Source organism: Paenarthrobacter sp. NPDC092416 (genome assembly GCF_044755025.1).
Classification (GTDB): Bacteria; Actinomycetota; Actinomycetes; order Actinomycetales; family Micrococcaceae; genus Arthrobacter.
On record NZ_JBIVQG010000001.1, the window covers coordinates 270,863 to 288,688 of the forward strand.

At 63.0% G+C, this 17,826-nt stretch carries 14 protein-coding genes and 1 pseudogene; 8 read left to right on the plus strand and 7 right to left on the minus strand.

Annotated features, from left to right (window positions below):
• Positions 1-50: 50 nt before the first annotated feature.
• Positions 51-1,245, plus strand: a pseudogene (locus ACIQC5_RS01165) (MFS transporter).
• Positions 1,246-1,363: 118 nt separating this feature from the next.
• Here the strand turns inward: ACIQC5_RS01165 and ACIQC5_RS01170 are convergent.
• The 4 genes from ACIQC5_RS01170 to ACIQC5_RS01185 all read right to left on the minus strand — a co-directional run bounded on the left by ACIQC5_RS01170 (position 1,364) and on the right by ACIQC5_RS01185 (position 6,296).
• On the minus strand, positions 1,364-2,848 hold the full coding sequence (locus ACIQC5_RS01170; RefSeq protein ID WP_400277821.1) for a M28 family peptidase: 1,485 nt from the start codon (positions 2,846-2,848) through the stop codon (positions 1,364-1,366).
• 164 nt (positions 2,849-3,012) lie between these two features.
• The gene (locus ACIQC5_RS01175; protein ID WP_400277822.1) at positions 3,013-4,386 is read right to left on the minus strand and encodes an acyltransferase; all 1,374 of its coding nucleotides are present in this window, start codon (positions 4,384-4,386) and stop codon (positions 3,013-3,015) included.
• Between the two features lie 80 nt (positions 4,387-4,466).
• Complete coding sequence (locus ACIQC5_RS01180) at positions 4,467-5,390, minus strand: phosphatase PAP2 family protein (RefSeq protein WP_400277823.1); 924 nt, start codon at positions 5,388-5,390, stop codon at positions 4,467-4,469.
• Positions 5,391-5,438: 48 nt separating this feature from the next.
• A complete protein-coding gene (locus ACIQC5_RS01185) occupies positions 5,439-6,296 on the minus strand; it encodes an SDR family oxidoreductase (RefSeq protein ID WP_400277825.1) in 858 nt (285 codons plus the stop codon).
• 140 nt (positions 6,297-6,436) lie between these two features.
• Between ACIQC5_RS01185 and ACIQC5_RS01190 the strand changes: the two genes are divergently transcribed.
• From ACIQC5_RS01190 to ACIQC5_RS01205, 4 genes are read left to right on the plus strand one after another with little or no spacing between them, the layout of a single operon-like run.
• Positions 6,437-7,855 (plus strand): ABC transporter substrate-binding protein, encoded by a 1,419-nt coding sequence (locus tag ACIQC5_RS01190; RefSeq protein ID WP_400277827.1) that lies wholly within the window; start codon positions 6,437-6,439, stop codon positions 7,853-7,855.
• Complete coding sequence (locus ACIQC5_RS01195) at positions 7,852-8,805, plus strand: carbohydrate ABC transporter permease (RefSeq protein ID WP_400277829.1); 954 nt, start codon at positions 7,852-7,854, stop codon at positions 8,803-8,805. The genes ACIQC5_RS01190 and ACIQC5_RS01195 overlap by 4 nt, the downstream gene beginning before the upstream one ends.
• A gap of 8 nt (positions 8,806-8,813) precedes the next feature.
• Entirely contained in the window at positions 8,814-9,686 is an 873-nt protein-coding gene (locus ACIQC5_RS01200; RefSeq protein WP_400277831.1) for a carbohydrate ABC transporter permease, read from the plus strand.
• 29 nt (positions 9,687-9,715) lie between these two features.
• Positions 9,716-11,149, plus strand: a complete 1,434-nt coding sequence (locus tag ACIQC5_RS01205; RefSeq protein ID WP_400277833.1) for a glycoside hydrolase family 32 protein — start codon at positions 9,716-9,718, stop codon at positions 11,147-11,149.
• A 245-nt stretch (positions 11,150-11,394) separates the two neighbouring features.
• On the opposite strand, the gene ACIQC5_RS01210 is transcribed toward ACIQC5_RS01205, so the two are convergent.
• The 3 genes from ACIQC5_RS01210 to ACIQC5_RS01220 all read right to left on the minus strand — a co-directional run bounded on the left by ACIQC5_RS01210 (position 11,395) and on the right by ACIQC5_RS01220 (position 13,796).
• The gene (locus ACIQC5_RS01210; RefSeq protein WP_400277835.1) at positions 11,395-12,456 is read right to left on the minus strand and encodes a LacI family DNA-binding transcriptional regulator; all 1,062 of its coding nucleotides are present in this window, start codon (positions 12,454-12,456) and stop codon (positions 11,395-11,397) included.
• Between the two features lie 64 nt (positions 12,457-12,520).
• Positions 12,521-13,138 (minus strand): DUF2510 domain-containing protein, encoded by a 618-nt coding sequence (locus tag ACIQC5_RS01215; RefSeq protein WP_400277837.1) that lies wholly within the window; start codon positions 13,136-13,138, stop codon positions 12,521-12,523.
• Between the two features lie 37 nt (positions 13,139-13,175).
• Positions 13,176-13,796: a DUF2510 domain-containing protein gene (locus ACIQC5_RS01220; protein WP_400277839.1), complete on the minus strand. Its 621-nt coding sequence runs from the start codon at positions 13,794-13,796 to the stop codon at positions 13,176-13,178.
• 106 nt (positions 13,797-13,902) lie between these two features.
• Between ACIQC5_RS01220 and ACIQC5_RS01225 the strand changes: the two genes are divergently transcribed.
• From ACIQC5_RS01225 to ACIQC5_RS01235, 3 genes are all read left to right on the plus strand, one after another.
• A complete protein-coding gene (locus ACIQC5_RS01225) occupies positions 13,903-14,496 on the plus strand; it encodes a hypothetical protein (RefSeq protein ID WP_400277840.1) in 594 nt (197 codons plus the stop codon).
• A gap of 73 nt (positions 14,497-14,569) precedes the next feature.
• Entirely contained in the window at positions 14,570-15,598 is a 1,029-nt protein-coding gene (locus tag ACIQC5_RS01230; RefSeq protein ID WP_400277842.1) for an o-succinylbenzoate synthase, read from the plus strand.
• A gap of 75 nt (positions 15,599-15,673) precedes the next feature.
• Positions 15,674-17,761 (plus strand): PhoX family protein, encoded by a 2,088-nt coding sequence (locus ACIQC5_RS01235; RefSeq protein ID WP_400277844.1) that lies wholly within the window; start codon positions 15,674-15,676, stop codon positions 17,759-17,761.
• Positions 17,762-17,826 lie beyond the last annotated feature (65 nt).

Below are 17,826 nucleotides of genomic sequence, written 5' to 3' on the forward strand. Positions count from 1 at the left end.
GGCGACAACCAAGTGCGGTACCCGCGTGCCGCAGTTCTAGGATGAAAGGGATGACAACCACCCAAGCAGACCAGAACTTCAGCCTCCGCAGCATCGCCATACCGGCCTTCGGGCCAGCGTTGCTGTTCTGTATAGGCGAAGGGGCGGTCCTGCCAGTCATCGCTTTGTCTGCGAGAGACCTCGGGGCCTCCGTTGCTGATCGGCTTGGGATCGTGGTTGTTCAACATTCCTGCGTCGCTGATCACCATGAAGTTCGGTGAACGATGGGCGATTGTTGGAGCCGGCGCGGCAGGGGCAGTAGCTCTGGGCGCGGCCGCCTTCGCACCGCAGATCGAGCACGGCATCTGGTTGCTGGCGGCGTCCATGACGCTGGTTGGCGTGGCCGCGAGTGTCTTCAACCTTGCCCGCCAGAAGTTCCTCACCGAGGCCGTTCCGGTGGTGTTCCGGGCGCGGGCAATGTCGACGTTGGGAGGCGTCACCAGGATCGGCATCTTCATTGGGCCGTTCGTCGGCGCGGGCGTCATGCAGTTCGCGGGCATCAGCGGAGCGTACTGGGTGGGCTTCATCGGGATGATGGCCGCAGCGGCACTGTCGCTCACCATCCCGGATCTGGTTGCGCCGGTATCGTCCAATGGTGGACCGGTTCCTCCAGCCTCAACATTGAAGAATGTGGCCGCATCCCATGCCGGAATATTCCTGACTGTGGGCTTCGGAATCCTGCTGCTGAGCGCGTTGCGTGCCTCGCGCCAAGTGGTCATCCCGCTGTGGGCGGATCACCTGGGGATGGACGCCACGCAGGCCTCGCTGATCTACGGGCTGTCCGGTGCGATCGATATGTTGGTGTTCTACCCGGCTGGAAGGTTGATGGACCGCAAGGGCCGCCAATGGGTTGCGATCCCTTCGACTGTCATCATGGGGAGCGCGCTGATCCTCATCCCCTTCACAGCGGGCTTCGTACCGTTGCTCTTGGCCGCCCTGCTGATCGGGTTCGGCAACGGCATCAGCTCCGGACTCATCATGACCCTGGGCGCCGACTTCTCGCCGGACAACGGAAGGAGCCACTTCCTGGGCATCTGGCGCTTCATCGCTGACTCCGGTGCCACCGGCGGACCCGTGATGCTGTCCGCGCTCACTGCCGCTGTTTCGCTCTCCGCCGGCGTCTGGGCCACAGGTGTCCTGGGCTTCATCGCTGCCGCGGTGTTCGCCGTCGCAATTCCGCGGTTGAAGCATCGGCGAAACTACTGAGCTTCCTTGTGCTGCATCCTGACCCTCTTTGAACCTGCAACGGCCGCAAAACAACCTTTTCAGGATGCTTTGCGGCCGTTGAGCCGTCAATGAAGGTCAGGAAGCTACGCCCTCATTGTTACCGGACTGCCTGGTTGCCCTTGAACTCGAGCTTCAGGTTGCCGGTGCCCTTCGTGGTGCCATTCACCGCGGATTGGGTTTGAGCGAACACCAACGTTGAGTGGGCTATCGCGTCTGCCATTTGTTCCAGGACGACGGCGTCGAGGTTGTCGATGTCATCGCATGCCTGGTGGTAGCAGGGGTCGTACGCTACGCCTGCTGTGCCACCGTAAACAGCTGCCTGCTCCGCCGTCTTGATCCCTTCAGCTCCAGTGAAAAGGCCGCCGGCAGGAATGCCGTTTTCAATGAATCCGAAGTAGTCCGAGCGGCCATCAAACTCCGTGGGCTCCGTCGCCAGACCCTGCGAAGCAAAGTAGTCCAGGAAGACCTTCTCGATCAACGCCGAGCCGTTGGGGCCCGCAGTTCCCAGGGGCTTGCCATCGCCGTCGTAGACAAAACGGACCGGGTTGGGCGAGGCCACCATATCGAAGTTGAGGTTGAGTGCGTGGCTCTTCAGGTCAGTCTTGCTCAGCTGCGAGACGTAGTAATCGGAGCCAATCAAACCGTCTTCCTCACCGCTCCACCACGCGAAGCGCACGCGGTTCTCCGGGGAGATTCCCAGTGCCGCGAACTGCAGGGCCGTTTCAAGGATGGCTGCGGAACCGGAACCGTTGTCGTTGATGCCCGGGCCTTCAGCTACGGAGTCCAGGTGCGCTCCCACCAGCACCGTCCTGTCGGCACGTCCTGTGGTGTCTGCCAAGACGTTGAAGGTTTCAATCGGCTCGGTATTACCCTCAACCACGATTCGCACCGTGGCTCCGGGAAGGCCGGCCAATTCCTCGCCGACGGCAAAGCTCGCGCCTACCGTTGGGATGGTCACTTCCGGGTTGTCGGCGGTTGGGGCGCCGAGGGTTCCATCCACCCTGCCCAGCCGGTCATCGCCGTCGCCTTGGTTGAAGATGATCACGCCCACTGCGCCTGCAGCCTCGGCATTAACGGCCTTGGTGTTGAAAGTGCAGGTGCCGCGCTGGATCAGTGCGATGTTTCCGGCTACAAAGCCTGCGAAGTCAGTGGCCTCGCATCCACTTGTGGAAGCCCGATCGCCGGTGAGATTGATATCCACAGGGGTAACAGTGGCTGTGACGTCACCGAAGCCGGAGTAGGACATGGCCGAAAAGTCGTCCGGGGTATAGGTCCGAGGGGTTGGAGTCAGCCGCTCGAACGCTTCACTGGCCAGGTTGAACTTGAGATATTCGAAGTACTGGCGTTCGGTCACGTATCCTGCGGCCGTAAGTTGTTCCTCGATGTATTCGGCCGAGGCCACGTGTCCAGGTGTGCCGGCTGATCGTGTGCCGCCATTGGCATCTGCGATTGCCTGCAGTTCTTCAAGGTGGTTGACGATGGCTCCCGCAGTGACTGCGTTGCGGAGGGCCTGGGTGTCCGTCCCTTTTGCAGCCAAGGCCGGGGGCGCTATTGCAACGGCAAGAAGGGCGAACGTTGCCACTCCTGCAGCGAGTGAAGAGGTTTGTTTTCCAGTGCGATGTTTGTGCATTGTATGCATCTCATGCATCTCCATGGTGGGGACCCGGTAGTTGGGTGGCCGGGTGCGGTAGCGCAGAATCTACCCCTTGGGAGTCTCTCGGTGAAGGCTTGCAATTTTTGCGCCGATCAGGCAGCGGTACCCGTGCGTTCGACAATCACAGGCCTCTTCCACGTGCGGTCCGGTACTTTGCCGGTCACAAGGGCCACGGCGACCACCAGCAGCACCAGCCCCCACGTTGCGTTTCCAACGTCCAAGGCCCACCGCATCACCACGAACGGCGGGATGATCGCCAGAACCGTTGCGGTAGCGATGCGCCACATGGCAGGCCGGTCAGCGCCCAGAGCCAAAGCGGTACTGGCCAGCTCCAGACGAACCAACGGAGCCGACACCAGCAACACCAACGCCCATGCCGCCACATAGAATACTGGCCGGCTCAGCCACCACTCCGTACTCGCCGGTTGGGGGAACGGAACGCGAAGCACCAAGGCGATCCCAAACACGGCGATGATCAGGGGCAGGTGCCAGAGATAGATGGTCATCGCACGGCTACCCACCAAAAACATGACCTTCTGGAGCCAGCCCAATTGCACACACCGCAACAGCTGGGGATACATGGCTTTGACGAGCAGAGTGTGCGCCAAACCCACCAGGATGAGCGGGAACATGGGAGGGTTCTGGCTGGTCAGCATATCTACTGGGTAGGGACCACCGTACGTGAGCGGAATCATCACGAGGTAGCAGCCCGCCGCCGCAACAACCAGCTTCCACCGGGCAAATCGGTCAAAGAATCCGTCCGCGTAGAAGAACCCCAGCTGCTGCAGCAGTCCCCACACGAACACCATGTTCAGCAAGCCGATCGGGTTCGAGTCGAAGCCCCACGGATTCCGTTCCAAGCCCAGGCGAAGAACATCCACGACGACGGCGCACGCGGCCAGCGCTGCGACGGTCCTGTAGGGCGCGGCCTCGTGGAGCTTTGCCATCGTCGGGACCATGGCCTGGCAGATGAGATACGCGGCCAGGAACCACAACTGCACTCCGGCTCCGGCAGCGATAACTGCCAGCAGCCCACTGGGGACACCGGCCGCCGTCGCACTCCACAAGGCAATGGTCAGGAACGCATAGAGGGCCACCGCGGGCCTGACCAACCGCAGGACGCGATTACGGAGGTAGTCGCCTGCGTCTCCGCCCCTGCGCCGCAGGCTCCGCCACGAGGTGAGGGACGCAAAGCCGCCCACGACGAAGAACAGCGGCATGACTTGGCCGAACCACGTCCCTTGGGCGAACCAACTCAGTGACGTCAGGGGATTGCTGATTCCGATGCCCGACTGGTCCACGCTGATCTCCATCATCAGCAGGTGGACAGCGACCACGGCAAACATGCAGGAGACGCGAATGAAGTCGACCACGAGGTCGCGGGAGGCTGGGTTCTTGCGGGAGGCTGGGACCTCGCTGGAGGACACGCTGTCACGGCGGCGCCGTGACCTGAGGGTAGAAGACATGAATGCTCCCGGGTGCTTGTTATTCCATCGATTGGATTAATCGTAGGGCAAGCATCCCGTTGGGCGCTATGGGGAGTTATCTACCTGGCTGAGTCGCGACGTCGGGCGGCAATGCCAAACAGCCACGTCCCGCCCAAGGCGGAGAGGTAGCCGGCAATGACAATCAGGGCCGCACCGGCCCGGAAGTAGTCCGTGGTGCTGTCCTGGCTCAATCCAGGCAGGACTTTGAGGAGTGTAAAGCCCGCCACGGCCGCGCCAATCAGCAGCGCGATAACGGTGAGGCTGACCCATAGCCGGGAGGCGGCCCAGTGCTCGCCGTAGCCGCGCCAGACGTTCCAGCTGTTGCCGGTGCGGAGGATGAGCCAACCAGCCGGCAGCATGACGGCGCCAACCACCAGGAATGCGGCAATCACGTCGGCGGGTCGGTGCCACTGGTTGATCACTGTGGAGACGCCGGTAGCGACGGCGAACGTGCTGCCCAGGAATCCGGCGAGCGGACGCCACCGTGGCGAGACCATCAGAAACACTGCTGCCGCGGCCGATGCTGCAAGGGTGGTGTGGCCGGAGGGGAGTGAGTTCAACTCGAGCGTCTGCACGCCACGATCCGGCCGGTCCGGGATGATGAACTTGAGCAATTGTGTGGCGAGGTTGGCCGCGACGCAGGCTGCGATGGCAATGCCGGCGGCTGTCCAGCGACGCCGCGCAACGGTCACGAACACCACCATGATGGTGGCGATGGCCAGTGACAACACAGGCAACATGTCCAGGAATTCCGTGGATGCCCTTGTTGCCGACCCGTTCATCTCGGTGGCTTCAACCAGTGCTGACTCGTCGATGAACTGGCCTGTGGTGGTGCGCACGAAGAAGTAGTACGTGGCGGCAAGGCCAATGATGCTGGCGATGGTGGCCGCGAAAAAGAGGAAGCCTGTGCCGATACCGGCGTTGCGCACCTGCGACGTCCGGGAGTTGGACGTCGCTGGAGTGCGGGATTGCTGGACATTCATTGTCTCTACACTGCCACAGTTTCCTTGGAGGATTCATGGAGTGCCTCTTCAGGGATGGCGGGTTCCAATGCCAGCCAGCACGGCCCGATAACCCTCGACGAATGTCGGATAGGTGAACTCGAAGCCTGTTGCCTGAAGCTTTCGGCTGGAACAACGTTTGCTGCCGCTGCGCGTAGCGGGCACATGCCCTCTTGCAGGTTCATCGCAGCCGAGTTCGTTGGCCAGGAACCGCAGGACGTCGCCGAGCTCAGCCGGGTTGGTATCCACGCCCAGGTACACCGGATCCGGATCGCCGGGCATGGTGACCAGATGAACGATTGCGGCGGCAGCGTCATCCCTGTGGATGCGGTTGGTGAAGCGGGGCTGATCCGGAATCAGTGCTGAGCCTGTAGTGACTTGGTCGATCAGCCGTGTTCGTCCGGGGCCGTAGATTCCGCCGAGACGAAGTGATGTGGTGAGTGTCTCGGTTCCGATGAAGCGCCTGGCCAGCAGTTCCTCTGCCTCCCTAAGGATGTTCCCGCTGAACGAGTCGGCGTCCGCAGGGGTGAGCTCGTCCACGTCTCCGCCGTCGGCGTCTCCATAAACGGCTGTGGAGGAGACGAACAAAATGCGGCGGGGCGTGACTGCGTCGCGCTTCAGTGTGTCAATCACGTTGTTGAGGCCGTCAACATAGGTGGCCCGGTACGCCTCTGGAGTGGACGAATTGGGTGTCACGGCGATGATCACCGAGTCCACATCATGGGGGATAGTGGGCAACTCGTGAGCAAGATCTGCCTTCACCGGGTCAATGCCGGCCGGCAGCTTTTCGGGGGATCGGCGCCAGCCAATCACGCGGTGGCCTTGCGCGGCTAGCCTCAATCCAGCCTCGGTCCCAAGGTCTCCGCAGCCAACCATCAAAACAGTCATGGAGCCAGTTTGCCAGCATTGCGAAGCCGGCCAGTACTTGCGTGGGCAAAGTGAGGGATGCGCAACATACCTGTGACGCTTGACACGTGTTAGGTGGCGGGTTTAGGCTACCTAACACGTGTTAGGGAAGGAAATTCGAAATGCCGGGAACCAATGGGGCTTTGCGTCAGTTCACACGCAGAACAGCCCTCACAGCCCTCGGTGCTGGGATCGTCGGAGCAACGGCGGCGTCGTGGCCGCGCTTGACCGGGACGGATATTCCGGGCCGGGGAGACAACAGCCTCAGCATCGCCATCATGGGCACCGCCGCAGACGCCGCAGCCCGCCAGAAGGTCATCGACGCCTTCGCCAAGGTCCACCCAGAAATCAAAGTCAAGGTCCAGGCCATCCAGGCAGTGGACTGGAAAGACTTCTTCACCAAAATCCTCACCATGGTGGCTGCAGGAACGCCGCCGGATGTTGTGTACGTGGCAACGGAGGGCGCCCAGCTCTTCGCCGAAAAGCTGGCCCATCCGCTCGATGAGTACCTGCGCCGCGACGCCGCGGACATGAAGGAGTACTTCGAGGACGTTCACCCCAGCTTGGTGGAAGCTTTCATGTACAAGGGCAGCCTCTTCCAGCTCCCCATCGACTGGAACGCCGCCAACATGTACTACAACACCGCGGCATTCCGGCAGGCCGGCCTTGATCGACCCGCCGACGACTGGACGCACACCGACTTCCGGTCCATGCTCGCAGCCATGAAGAAGGCCAAGCCGCAGGACTTCACTCCTTATTACTGGACCAACCGTCTCTTTGGCGGCGTGGTGCCGTGGCTCTACGCCAACGACACCAGCTTCCTGAAGGAAACCAAGTCCACCGGCGGCGAATGGCTCTGGGACAGCTTCTACTCGAAGGATCCCTCCCGCAGCCTCCGCTCCGGCGGCTACCAATGGCTCGAACCCAACGCCAACGATCCCAAGGTTTTCGAATCCTTCGATTACCTCCGTGGCCTGGTGAAGGACGGACTGGGCGTCCGCCCCGAGGAAGGCGGCGGCAGCTCACTGATTGGCCTCTTCGCCTCCAACAGGATAGGTACGACGCCGGCAGGCGGCTATTGGGTGCAAGGTCTCCATGAGGCGGGGATGACTGAGGACGGTTTTGACGTCCAGTTCTTCCCAAAGTGGCGGACCCAGCGGCACCAGTTCGGCACCGCAGGCTACGCGATCATGAAGACCGCCAAAGACAAGGACGCCGCTTGGGAATGGGTGAAGTTCAGCTCCAGCCTTGAGGCCATGCAGATCGTGTTCCCCACGCCGAACACCACCCCGGCCCGCCGTTCCATGGTGAACGAGCAGCTCTACGCCGGCACTGGTCCACGGAACTGGAAAGTCTTCTACGACACCCTGGACCGTTTCCCCACCACAGGTCCCATTCCGGCACCACCCCAGCAGGCCGCCGTCGAAACGGCCCTGATGAAGAACGTATCCCTGGCTGTCAGCGGGGACGAGCGCCAACTGAAACAGGCACTCGAATCCATGCAGCGGGACCTTGAACTCGCATTGAGGAGGCAGGCATGAGCACCGCAACCAGCGCGCCCACCGGAACGGGCCGGCAAGCAGGCCGGAAGACACCCCCTCCCACAAGCAAGCGTGGCCGCGTGCAGCAACGTTGGCTGCCGTGGGCCTTCCTGGCACCCACCATCGTAGGGATGGGCCTCTTCACGCTCCTGCCGATCGTCGCCTCCGTGGCGCTCGCCTTCTTCCGCTGGGACATTATCTCGGAGCCGACATTCGTGGGCTTCGACAACTTCGCCGAGGTAGTCCAGGACCCCACCGTCAGGGTCTCGTTCCTGAACACCATCATCTTTGTGATTGTGGCCGTTGCACTCCAGCTGGGCCTGGCCCTCGGCTTGGCGATCATGGTGCAGGAAAAACTGCCGGCCTGGCTGCGGGTGTTCTTCCGCTCCGCTTTCTTCTTCCCGCTGATCCTCTCTGCAGCGTCCGTGTCGATCTTCATGCGCTACCTCTTCAATGAGCAATTCGGCGTGGTCAACTGGATGCTGTCCCTGATCGGCATCCCCGCAGTCCCGTGGCTGACGACGCCAGGTGGGTCCGCCGCCGTCGTGATTCTTGTCTACGTATGGCAGAACTTCGGGTTCTCGTTCCTGCTGTTCATCGGCGGCCTCGCGTCGATTCCAGTGGAGACCTACGAGGCCGCGTCGATTGACGGCGCCACCGGCTGGCGCAAGCACTTCTACGTCACGCTGCCGCTGCTGAGCCCCACCACGTTGGTGGCCTCGGTCATGGCCATCATCAACGCACTCCAAGTGTTCGACCAGCCGTACGTGCTGACCCGCGGCGGACCCGGCGACTCAACCCGCACGGCCGTGATGGTCATCTTCGAGTCCGCGTTCCAGCGACTCGAATTCGGCCAGGCCTCGGCGATCGGCGTCATCCTGACGCTCATCATCATGGCCATCACCGCCGCACAATTCCGGCTCAGCAAACGATTCGTCTTCTACCAGTAAGGCCCGCCATGACCACCATTTCAGAACGTGTTGAAACCACGGCGCCTGTAGTCACGCGGAAGAAGCGGGACTGGTCGGTAGCTGTGCGAGTTACCCTCCTGCTGATCGCATCCGTCTTCGTCCTGGGTCCGGTGTTGTGGACGCTGTCCACCTCGCTGCGACCGCCGTCGGAATCCTTCAAACTGCCGCCCGCATTCTTGCCGCTCAACCCCGACCTCCAGTCCTATACCCAGGTCTTCAAACAGCTCAACATCGTGGCTCTGGTAGTGAACAGCGCCCTGGTGACTGGCCTGATCGCCGTCGGGCAGATGGTTACCGCCGCCCTGGCCGGCTACGCGTTCGCCCACCTTCGTTTCAAGGGACGCGGCGCGCTGTTCTCGATCGTGCTGGCCACCATGATGGTGCCCGCGCAGGTCACGATCGTTCCCGTCTTCATGTTGATCCGCGGCGTCGGGCTCTCCGACACGCTGCTCGCGCTGATCCTTCCGGCCATCCCGACGGCGTTCGGCACCTTCCTGATGCGCCAATACTTCATGGGGTTGCCCGGTGAGCTCGCTGAAGCGGCAGCGATCGATGGCGCCTCGCCGTGGCGGACCTTCCGCTCCGTGTACGCGCCGCTGGCCATGCCGGGCCTCGCGATCGTGGGCATCCTGGCGTTCAACTTCCACTGGAACGAGTTCTTCAGGCCACTCATCATGACCATCTCCGAGCAGAACTTCACCCTGCCCCTGGGCTTGGTCTCGCTCCAAGGCAACCTCGGCACCGGAAGCATCTCCGTTGTGCTGGCCGGCGTTGTCCTCTCCATGATTCCCGCGCTGGTGGTGTTCATGTTCGGCCAGCGCGCGCTGCAGGACGGACTCACTGCTGGAACGGGCAAATAGTCTTCGTATTCTCTTAGAAAGGGTTCATTATGACGGACCTTGTTTCCTCGGCAGTTTCCTCTGCTGTTTCTGCTGGCCCGGCGCTTGCGGCGGCGGCCACGCACCCGGACCCGGCCTTTCCGCGGTTCCACCCGCGGCCCGCCCGGGGGTGGATCAATGATCCCAATGGCATCAGCCACATCAACGGCCGGTATCACGTCTTCTTCCAGTACAACCCGGAGTCGGCCCGGCACCGGCAGATCCAATGGGGCCACCTGAGCTCCCCGGACCTGGTCCAGTGGGAAGAGCACCCGGTTGCGCTTTCGCCTCAGGCAGGCGGGCCCGACTCTGCCGGGTGCTGGACGGGCGTAGTGACCGACGACGGTGGCGTGCCAACGGCTGCTTACTCCGGCGTGAAGGACCACGGAGGGCATTCGCAGGTAGTGATCGCCCGCGGTTCCTCGGATTTGGTGACCTGGAAACAGGACGGGCACGTCGCAGCCTCCATGCCTGCTGATCCTCAGGTCACGGCCGTGCGCGACCCCTTCATCTTCCGCTTCAACGGAGCTCGATACGCTATCCAGGGAGCGGGTCTGGCTGATGGTCGCGCCGCTCTGCTCCTCTACACAGTGGAGGACATGAATCACTGGAAGTACCAGGGGATCTGGCTGACCACCGCTGATCCTGTGGCGGCTTCCAATACCCCAGCTGAGATCTGGGAGTGCCCCCAGCTGGTCCAGGTTCCGGTCGCTTCCGGCGGCTCCACGTGGGTCATGATGTTCTCGCTGTGGCTCTCCGGCGACGACCACGAGCACGCCAACGGTGTGGGCCACTTAATCGGGTCCTTGACCGAGGATCCTGTTTCAGGGTTGCCTGTTTTTGTGCCTTCTTCCGGTGGGAAGTCCGACCTCGGCCGCGACTTCTACGCCCCGCAGATCGTGCAGCTTTCGTCCGGTTCCTCGCCGTCGGCGCTGCTGTTCGGGTGGGCCAACGAAGGTCCCGGACGTGACGGCCGCAGGGGACGCTCCCAGGCTGAAATCGACCACGCCGGCTGGGCAGGTGTGCTGACACACCCGCGCGTTTTGTCGGTGGTGGATGGCGCCTTGGCCGTCTCGCCTGCGCCCGAAGTCCTCGCGTATCGTGGCGCTGCGGTGGCCACGGGCGCGTCCGGGGCGGTTGTAGTTCCGGGCTTCGCTGAGGTGTTGGTGCGGGGTGCTGCTGATTCTTCCTCTTCTTCTGCTGCTGGTTCGGAGCCAGTCGAGCTCGTGCTGGGCGCGGGCGAGAGCCGGCAACCCGTATTCTCCGGGGCGTTGGCTGCTGGTGAGGAGCTCCGGATCTTCCTGGATGCCTCACTGGTAGAGGTCTACCGGAGTGGTTCCGTCGCGACGACGCTTCGGGCATACCCCGCGCCCGGAGAGGAATGGCAGCTCAGCCTTCCCGCTGGCGCAACGGCCGACGTCTGGGAGCTGACCCTTCCGGCCTAAGCTCTCCGATACCGCCTCCGTTGTGGGGCCTGGTGTGCGTGCTTGGTGGGTGTTGTGGGGCGCAGAGTGGGCCCCGCAACGCGTGTGGTGGTGGGTGTTGTGGGGCCTGGTGTGCGTGCTTGGTAGGTGTTTTGGGGCGCAGAGTGGGCCCCGCAACGTGTGGGGTGGGTGTTGCGGGGCCTGGTGTGCGTGCTTGGGTGGTGTTTTGGGGCGCAGAGTGGGCCCCGCAACGCGTGTGGTGTGGGTTAGCGAGAGGGGACTGGGCCGGTCGACTCGCGGATGACGAGGCGGCAGGGGACCATCGTTTCCAACGTGGGGCCCGCCGTCGTGCGCGGTTGCGTGGAGGTTCCCTCGATCGCATCCAGCAGCGTTGTCATGGCTGACCGTCCGATCTCCCGCAATGGCAGAGCCATGGTGGTGAGGGCGGGGACCATGGTGTCGGCGATCCGGGCTTCGTCGTCGTAACCCATCACGGAGAGGTCGGCCGGGATGCTGAGTCCCAGGCGGGCTGCAGCGAGGGCGACGCCGATGGCCAGTCGGTCGTTCGCGCACATGATGGCGGTGGGCCGATCAGCCGGGGACCCGCCGTCGAGCAGTTTCATGGCCCCGCGGAACCCGGTGTCGATGTCCCAGCCTGCGAAGGAGACCCGGTCGTGGCGGACCGGAATGCCGGCCGCAGCGAGTGCGTCGCGGTAACCCTGGACGCGCAGGGGAGCGGCGGGAGAATCCTCCGCTCCAGCCAACAGGGCAATGTCCCTGTGACCCAACGCCAGCAGGTGTTCGGTGGCTTCCCGGCCGCCAGTGACTTCGTCCGGAATGACGTGGTGGAGCTGAGGAGTGGGGCTGTCGTCGTAGCAGTTGGCCAGGACGGACGGCACGCCGAGCATGCCGTGCGGCACGGACAACGGCTTCAGGCCGACGGTGACGTACATGAGCCCGTCCACTTGCCGGTCCAACAGGGTTTCGATGGCGCTCGCATCCCTGGCGGCGTCGCGCTCGGTGTCCATGACCACGGTGACGAAGCCGCGGCTGCGGGCGACGTCGTCGGCCCCGCCGATGATGTTGCCGTCGAAGGGGCTGACCACAACTTCGTCGGACACGATCCCGATGACGCGTGAACGCTGGTTGCGCAAGCTGAGCGCGATCGCATTGGGGGAGTAATTGAGCTCTTGGGCGGCGAGTCGGATCCGGTCCTGGCTTTCCTTGGCCACGTTGCCGTCGCCGCGGCCGTTCAGCACCAAGGACACCGCGCTCCTGGAAACCCCCGCCCTCTTGGCGACGTCCAGTGCAGTGGCCTTGCGGTTCATCGGGGGAGTCCTTCCATGCTTCGCTGCTCTTCTGGTTGCAGTCTACCTAACGCGTGTGAGGGCGTTATGCGGACACGGAGTAACCCATCTGGGAGAACATCGATTGCATCATGTCCAGAGACTTCACAAATCCAACGACGTAGTAGAGCACCCAGCCAGCCACGATGACGCCGAGAGGCCACAGCCCGCGCCGCGGAGCCACTTTGTACACGGTGACTGCACGGCCCATGACGTAGGGAACCCCACCCAAAAACGCCCACCCCCAATGAAAAGGACGCACGACGCCGGCATGCACCAGCCGCTTGTAGTCAAGGGAGGCGAGCAGAACGGTCGCGCCGTAGACGAATGCCGCGCCGCCAATGATGAGGTAGTACCCAACAGTGAATATCGAGTCCGGGTCGGGGACATTAATGCCCTCGCTCGTGTAGAAGCGGATTTCCGGGTTCCACGTGAGCAACAGCACCGCGGGCAGGAACGGAAGGCACGCGATGATCCAAATGAAGGAGTTGTAGACCGGCGTTTCCTTGCTGAGCGGGCCAGGTTGGGCAGCCATTAATTGCCACGTCGGCGGCCCCACGTGCCCAGTCCACGCGACGCCGTCCCACCAACGGAAGTACCGCGGATCCACCGGGTCCGCGTACCAGCCCGGTGCCGTCGTCGGGCGTCCATTTTCGTCAGTCATGTGTCCCCAAATGTGATTGGACGGGCAGGCCAGGGCGCTAGGCCGAGACGGAGTACCCCATCTGAGAGACCATCGAGGAGAACATGATCGAGAACCAGACGGAAACCACAATAAAGCTCAGGACCGTCACGCCAATCAAGGCCCAGATCGGCCACAAGCCGCGGCCAAGCGCCACTTTACGGACGATCACCGAGCGGCCAATGATGTACACCGTCCCGCTAAGGAACGTCCAAGCCCAGTGGAAAGGACGTACGACGCCGGAACGCGCCAACCGCTGGTAGTCCAAGTAGGCGAACAGGACCGAAAGTGCGTAGATCACGAGCCCCGAGATCTGAAGCAGGACGTAGCTGGGGGTATACATCGACGTGGGATCCAGGGTGGTAACCCCCTGGCGGGTTGTTAAGTACCGGAACTCGGGCTGCCACGTGAGCATCAACAGAATGGAGACGACCGGCATCAAGACGATTGCCCAGATGAACGGGTTGTAAACCGGCGTCGAGGCGCTGATCAAAACCCGCTGCTGCGTGAGGAACTGGGCGCTTGCTGGTGCCAGATGCGGCGTCCATTGCACCCCGTCCCACCACCGCAATTGTCGAGGATCGGAGGGATCCGGGAACCAGCCGGGTGGCGTCGTCGAACCGTATGTTGACTGAGACATGTATCCCCCATGAGAGTGAGCCGTGAATCAGAGAATACCGTGGATGTCGCCTCTCGGTTTGACCCTAAACCTCCCATCCGCCGTGGTGGCAGTGTAAGAGTGGATTATGAGTTTCTTCGACGACCTCCCCGAGCCTGCCCAGAGACCCCGCCAACCACAACCACTCAGGCCCGGATGGGCGGGACCGCCGTCGGACGAACTCCCGGGCGTGGTGCACATCGGCGAATTTGTTCACAGCGGACCGCAACTGGTGATGGCCGTGAAACTGGTGGAGGTGTACTCCACCGGGTGTGCACTGGAGCTGACGTGGAGCGTCCGCCGGACCAACGAAACCGAGCGGGAATGGCGCCACGTCATGGAGCAGACGTTCAGCCGTCCGGGCTCGCCTGGTGCCATGGTGGGCGTGGGTTTCCCGGACGGCCGCAGAGCCGTTGCTTCGTATCCAAGCCCGCAGATGTTTGATGGGACCGATGACGTTTCCGGCCCGGTCCTCACCATGATCGGTGGCGGGGGCGGCAGCGGCAGCGACGAACAAGTTCAAGGTTCTGCGAAGTACTGGCTGTGGCCCCTGCCTCTTGAAGGCGACAGCGAACTCGTGGCCAAATGGGACGAGTTGGGGATGTCGGAGAGCTCCCTTCGTATATCGGGCGCGGACTTGAGCGAGGCGCTGGGCAAGGTCCGGAAGTACTGGTCTGAGTAGGGCACCCGCGAAGTTATCCACATAGCCCGATTGGCATGACGGGCGCCGGAAAGCAGGCCGGTACAGTGGCAATATGCCCGTGAATCCGCCGCAATTGCCCTCGCTTGAGGAACTCCTCGCTTCCGCCCACGTTGTCTCGTTGCCCATGCGCGTGAAGTTCCGCGGGATCATGGAGCGCGAAACCCTCCTGCTGCGCGGACCGCGGGGTTGGGGTGAGTTCTGCCCTTTCCCGGAATACGACGACGTCGAATCCTCCCGCTGGCTGGCCTCCACCATCGAGGCAGGCTGGCTGGGGTTCCCGCCCGCTCTGCGGGACAGCATTCCCGTTAACGCCACGGTTCCAGCAGTCTCCGCGGAGCGCGTACCTGAGGTCCTCGCCCGATTTGGCCGAGTGGATGCAGTGAAGGTCAAGGTCGCCGAGCGTGGGCAACTACTGGCGGACGACATCCACCGTGTCACAGCGGTACGGCAGGCCCTGCCGGACGCTGCCATCCGGGTGGACGCAAACGGGGGCTGGGACATCAAGCAAGCCGTGGAAGCGCTGCGTGCACTGTCCGATCTCGGGTTGGAATACGCCGAGCAACCGGTGCCTGACATCGAGGGCTTGGCAGAGGTCCGTCGGCGCCTCGCAGCAGCTGGAACCCCAGTCCTCATCGCCGCCGATGAGAGCGTGCGCAAGGAGGACGACCCCTTGAAGGTGGCTCGCGCAGGCGCAGCAGACCTGATCGTGGTCAAAGTGGCGCCGCTCGGGGGTGTCCGGCGGGCCCTGGATATCGTCGCCCAGGCCGGCCTGCCCGCGGTCGTAAGCTCCGCGCTTGACACCTCTGTTGGGATCCGGGCCGGGCTGGCGCTCGCGGCCGCGCTCCCTGAACTTCCGTACGCTTGCGGCCTGGGCACCGTTTCGCTGTTCGGCTCCGACATCACGCTGGATCCTTTGGTGGCCGACGACGGCGCCATCCGGCTTCGCGAAGCCGTCGCCGATCCCGGGCTGCTTGAGCAGTTTGCAGCGCCAAAGGAACGCCGCGACTGGTGGTTGGAGAGGCTACGACGGGTGCATACCGTGTTGGCTGCCCAGAGGAACGGCTTGTTCACCGGAACTTAACCAGAGAGACCTCTCATATTTGGGTTGCGCTGAAAGGCTCAGCGGGAACCTCGTACATTCTCTGGAAGGTCCCCCATGTCTGAAACCGGACGCTCGTTCCCACTGCTTCCCATGCTTGGCCACACCAAGGGCAAGCGCAGCGCCGTCACTTGCGCCCTGAAGTGCGACAATGCCTGTGCTGGCGATGTCTGCAACACCAGCTCCAACGGCTACTTCCGCGACATAGCCTCAGCTGCGATGACCCGTCGTGCGGCCCTGGGGCTCGGCGCCGCCGGAGCGCTCGCGGTCGTTCTGGGTGGCGCTGTGACCGGTGCTGAACCTGCAGTTGCCGATTCGGGCGCAGGGCTTTCCGATGCTGCGAAGAAGGGCTTCGAGAAGTCCAAACTCAAGTTCACGGCCATCAAGCCGGTGGACGCCGCCGTGGACGCTTTCACCGTGCCTGAAGGTTTCGACTGGAAGCCGGTCATCCGCTGGGGCGACCCCCTGTTCGCTGATTCGCCGGCATTCAACCTGAACGCTCAGACCGCTGCTGCCCAAGCCCGGCAGTTCGGCTACAACAACGACTACACAGACATCCTGCCGGTCCCGGGCTCCAAGGACCGCCGTGCCGTCCTGTTCACAAACCACGAATACACCAACGAGAACATCATGCTGCCCGTCGGATTCGATGCCGCCGAGGCCCGTGCCATTGGCCGTGCCGGGCACGGACTGACCGTGGTTGAGCTGGAACGCAAGAACAAGAACAAGCCGTGGAGCTACGTCCAGGGTGCACCGCTGAACCGCCGCTTCCTCACGGACTCCATTTACGAGCTCACCGGTCCCGCCGCGGGAACCAACCTGGTCAAGACCATCGATGACCCCGCTGGCCGTTGGATCAAGGGCACCCTGGGTAACTGCTCCGGCGGAACCACCCCGTGGGGCACCATCCTGTCCGGCGAAGAGAACTTCAACGGCTATTTCGCTGCACCGGGCACCAGCGACGGTGACAAGCGCTACGGTCTTTCCGCCAAAGCGACCACACGCCAGTGGGAACTGGACGAGCAGCGCTTCGACACACGCAACGTCGGATACGCCAACGAGACCAACCGCTTTGGCTGGATCGTGGAAGTGGATCCGTTCGACCCCACCTCCACACCCAAGAAGCACTCCGCCATGGGCCGCTTCAAGCACGAGGGCGCCAACGTGATCGTTGCCCCCAACGGCCATGTTGTGGCGTACATGGGCGACGACGAGCGTTTCGACTACCTCTACAAGTTTGTCTCCAAGGGCAAGTACCAGCCCGGCGACTCTGCCGCAGCGCGCAAGAACAACATGGGCCTCCTGTCCGAAGGCGACCTCTATGTTGCCCGCTTCACCGGCGATTCCCCGGTGTCCGAAATCGACGGGACCGGCAAGCTGCCCACCGACGGAGCATTCGACGGCTCGGGGCAATGGCTGCCGCTGGTTGTTGACGGTGCCTCTGCCGTACCGGGGATGTCTGTAGCCGAGGTCTTGGTCTACACCCGTCTCGCCGCCGACAAGGTGGGCCCCACCAAGATGGACCGTTGTGAAGACGTTCAGCCGAACCTCCTCACCGGCAAGGTCTACGTTGCCTGCACCAACAACTCCGACCGTGGCAAGCCGGGCAACGAAGGTGCCACCGAGGTCAACCCGCGGACACTGAACCGCGACGGCCACATTGTGGAAATTACCGAAGGACCCGAGCAGACGGGTGCCACGTTCAACTGGACCCTGCTGCTGGTGGCAGGCGATCCCGCCAAGAACACCTCCACGTACTTCGCCGGCTTCCCTGCGGATAAGGTTTCACCGATCTCCTGCCCGGACAACGTGGCCTTCGACTCCGTGGGCAACCTGTGGATCTCCACCGATGGCGCACCATCAACCATCGGCTACGCAGACGGCCTCTTCAAGGTCACCTTGGAAGGCACGGAACGTGGCAAGGTGGAGCAGTTCCTTGCCGTGCCGCGTGACGCCGAAACCTGTGGCCCGGTCATCCACGACGACGAGCGCACAGTCTTCGTCGCCGTGCAGCACCCGGGCGAGGAAGGCACGTTTGCCGCGCAGAACTCGTTCTTCCCGGACTACGTCGCTGACGGAGCTGCTCCGGCCCCCGGAGCGGTGCGTGCGCCGCGCCCCTCGGTCGTCCAGGTGTTCCGTAAGTAACGCTCTTTCACTTCCCGCAGGTTTTCGACGAACGCTCTTTCACTTCCGGCCGAGACCGGCACAGT

Coding starts and splice junctions, on each gene's coding strand:
- ACIQC5_RS01195 (WP_400277829.1), top strand. CDS start 7,852: ATGAGCACCGCAACCAGCGCGCCCACCGGAACGGGCCGGCAAGCAGGC.
- ACIQC5_RS01185 (WP_400277825.1), bottom strand. CDS start 6,296: ATGACTGTTTTGATGGTTGGCTGCGGAGACCTTGGGACCGAGGCTGGA.
- ACIQC5_RS01210 (WP_400277835.1), bottom strand. CDS start 12,456: ATGAACCGCAAGGCCACTGCACTGGACGTCGCCAAGAGGGCGGGGGTT.
- ACIQC5_RS01230 (WP_400277842.1), top strand. CDS start 14,570: ATGCCCGTGAATCCGCCGCAATTGCCCTCGCTTGAGGAACTCCTCGCT.
- ACIQC5_RS01220 (WP_400277839.1), bottom strand. CDS start 13,796: ATGTCTCAGTCAACATACGGTTCGACGACGCCACCCGGCTGGTTCCCG.
- ACIQC5_RS01200 (WP_400277831.1), top strand. CDS start 8,814: ATGACCACCATTTCAGAACGTGTTGAAACCACGGCGCCTGTAGTCACG.
- ACIQC5_RS01235 (WP_400277844.1), top strand. CDS start 15,674: ATGTCTGAAACCGGACGCTCGTTCCCACTGCTTCCCATGCTTGGCCAC.
- ACIQC5_RS01225 (WP_400277840.1), top strand. CDS start 13,903: ATGAGTTTCTTCGACGACCTCCCCGAGCCTGCCCAGAGACCCCGCCAA.
- ACIQC5_RS01215 (WP_400277837.1), bottom strand. CDS start 13,138: ATGACTGACGAAAATGGACGCCCGACGACGGCACCGGGCTGGTACGCG.
- ACIQC5_RS01175 (WP_400277822.1), bottom strand. CDS start 4,386: ATGTCTTCTACCCTCAGGTCACGGCGCCGCCGTGACAGCGTGTCCTCC.
- ACIQC5_RS01205 (WP_400277833.1), top strand. CDS start 9,716: ATGACGGACCTTGTTTCCTCGGCAGTTTCCTCTGCTGTTTCTGCTGGC.
- ACIQC5_RS01190 (WP_400277827.1), top strand. CDS start 6,437: ATGCCGGGAACCAATGGGGCTTTGCGTCAGTTCACACGCAGAACAGCC.
- ACIQC5_RS01180 (WP_400277823.1), bottom strand. CDS start 5,390: ATGAATGTCCAGCAATCCCGCACTCCAGCGACGTCCAACTCCCGGACG.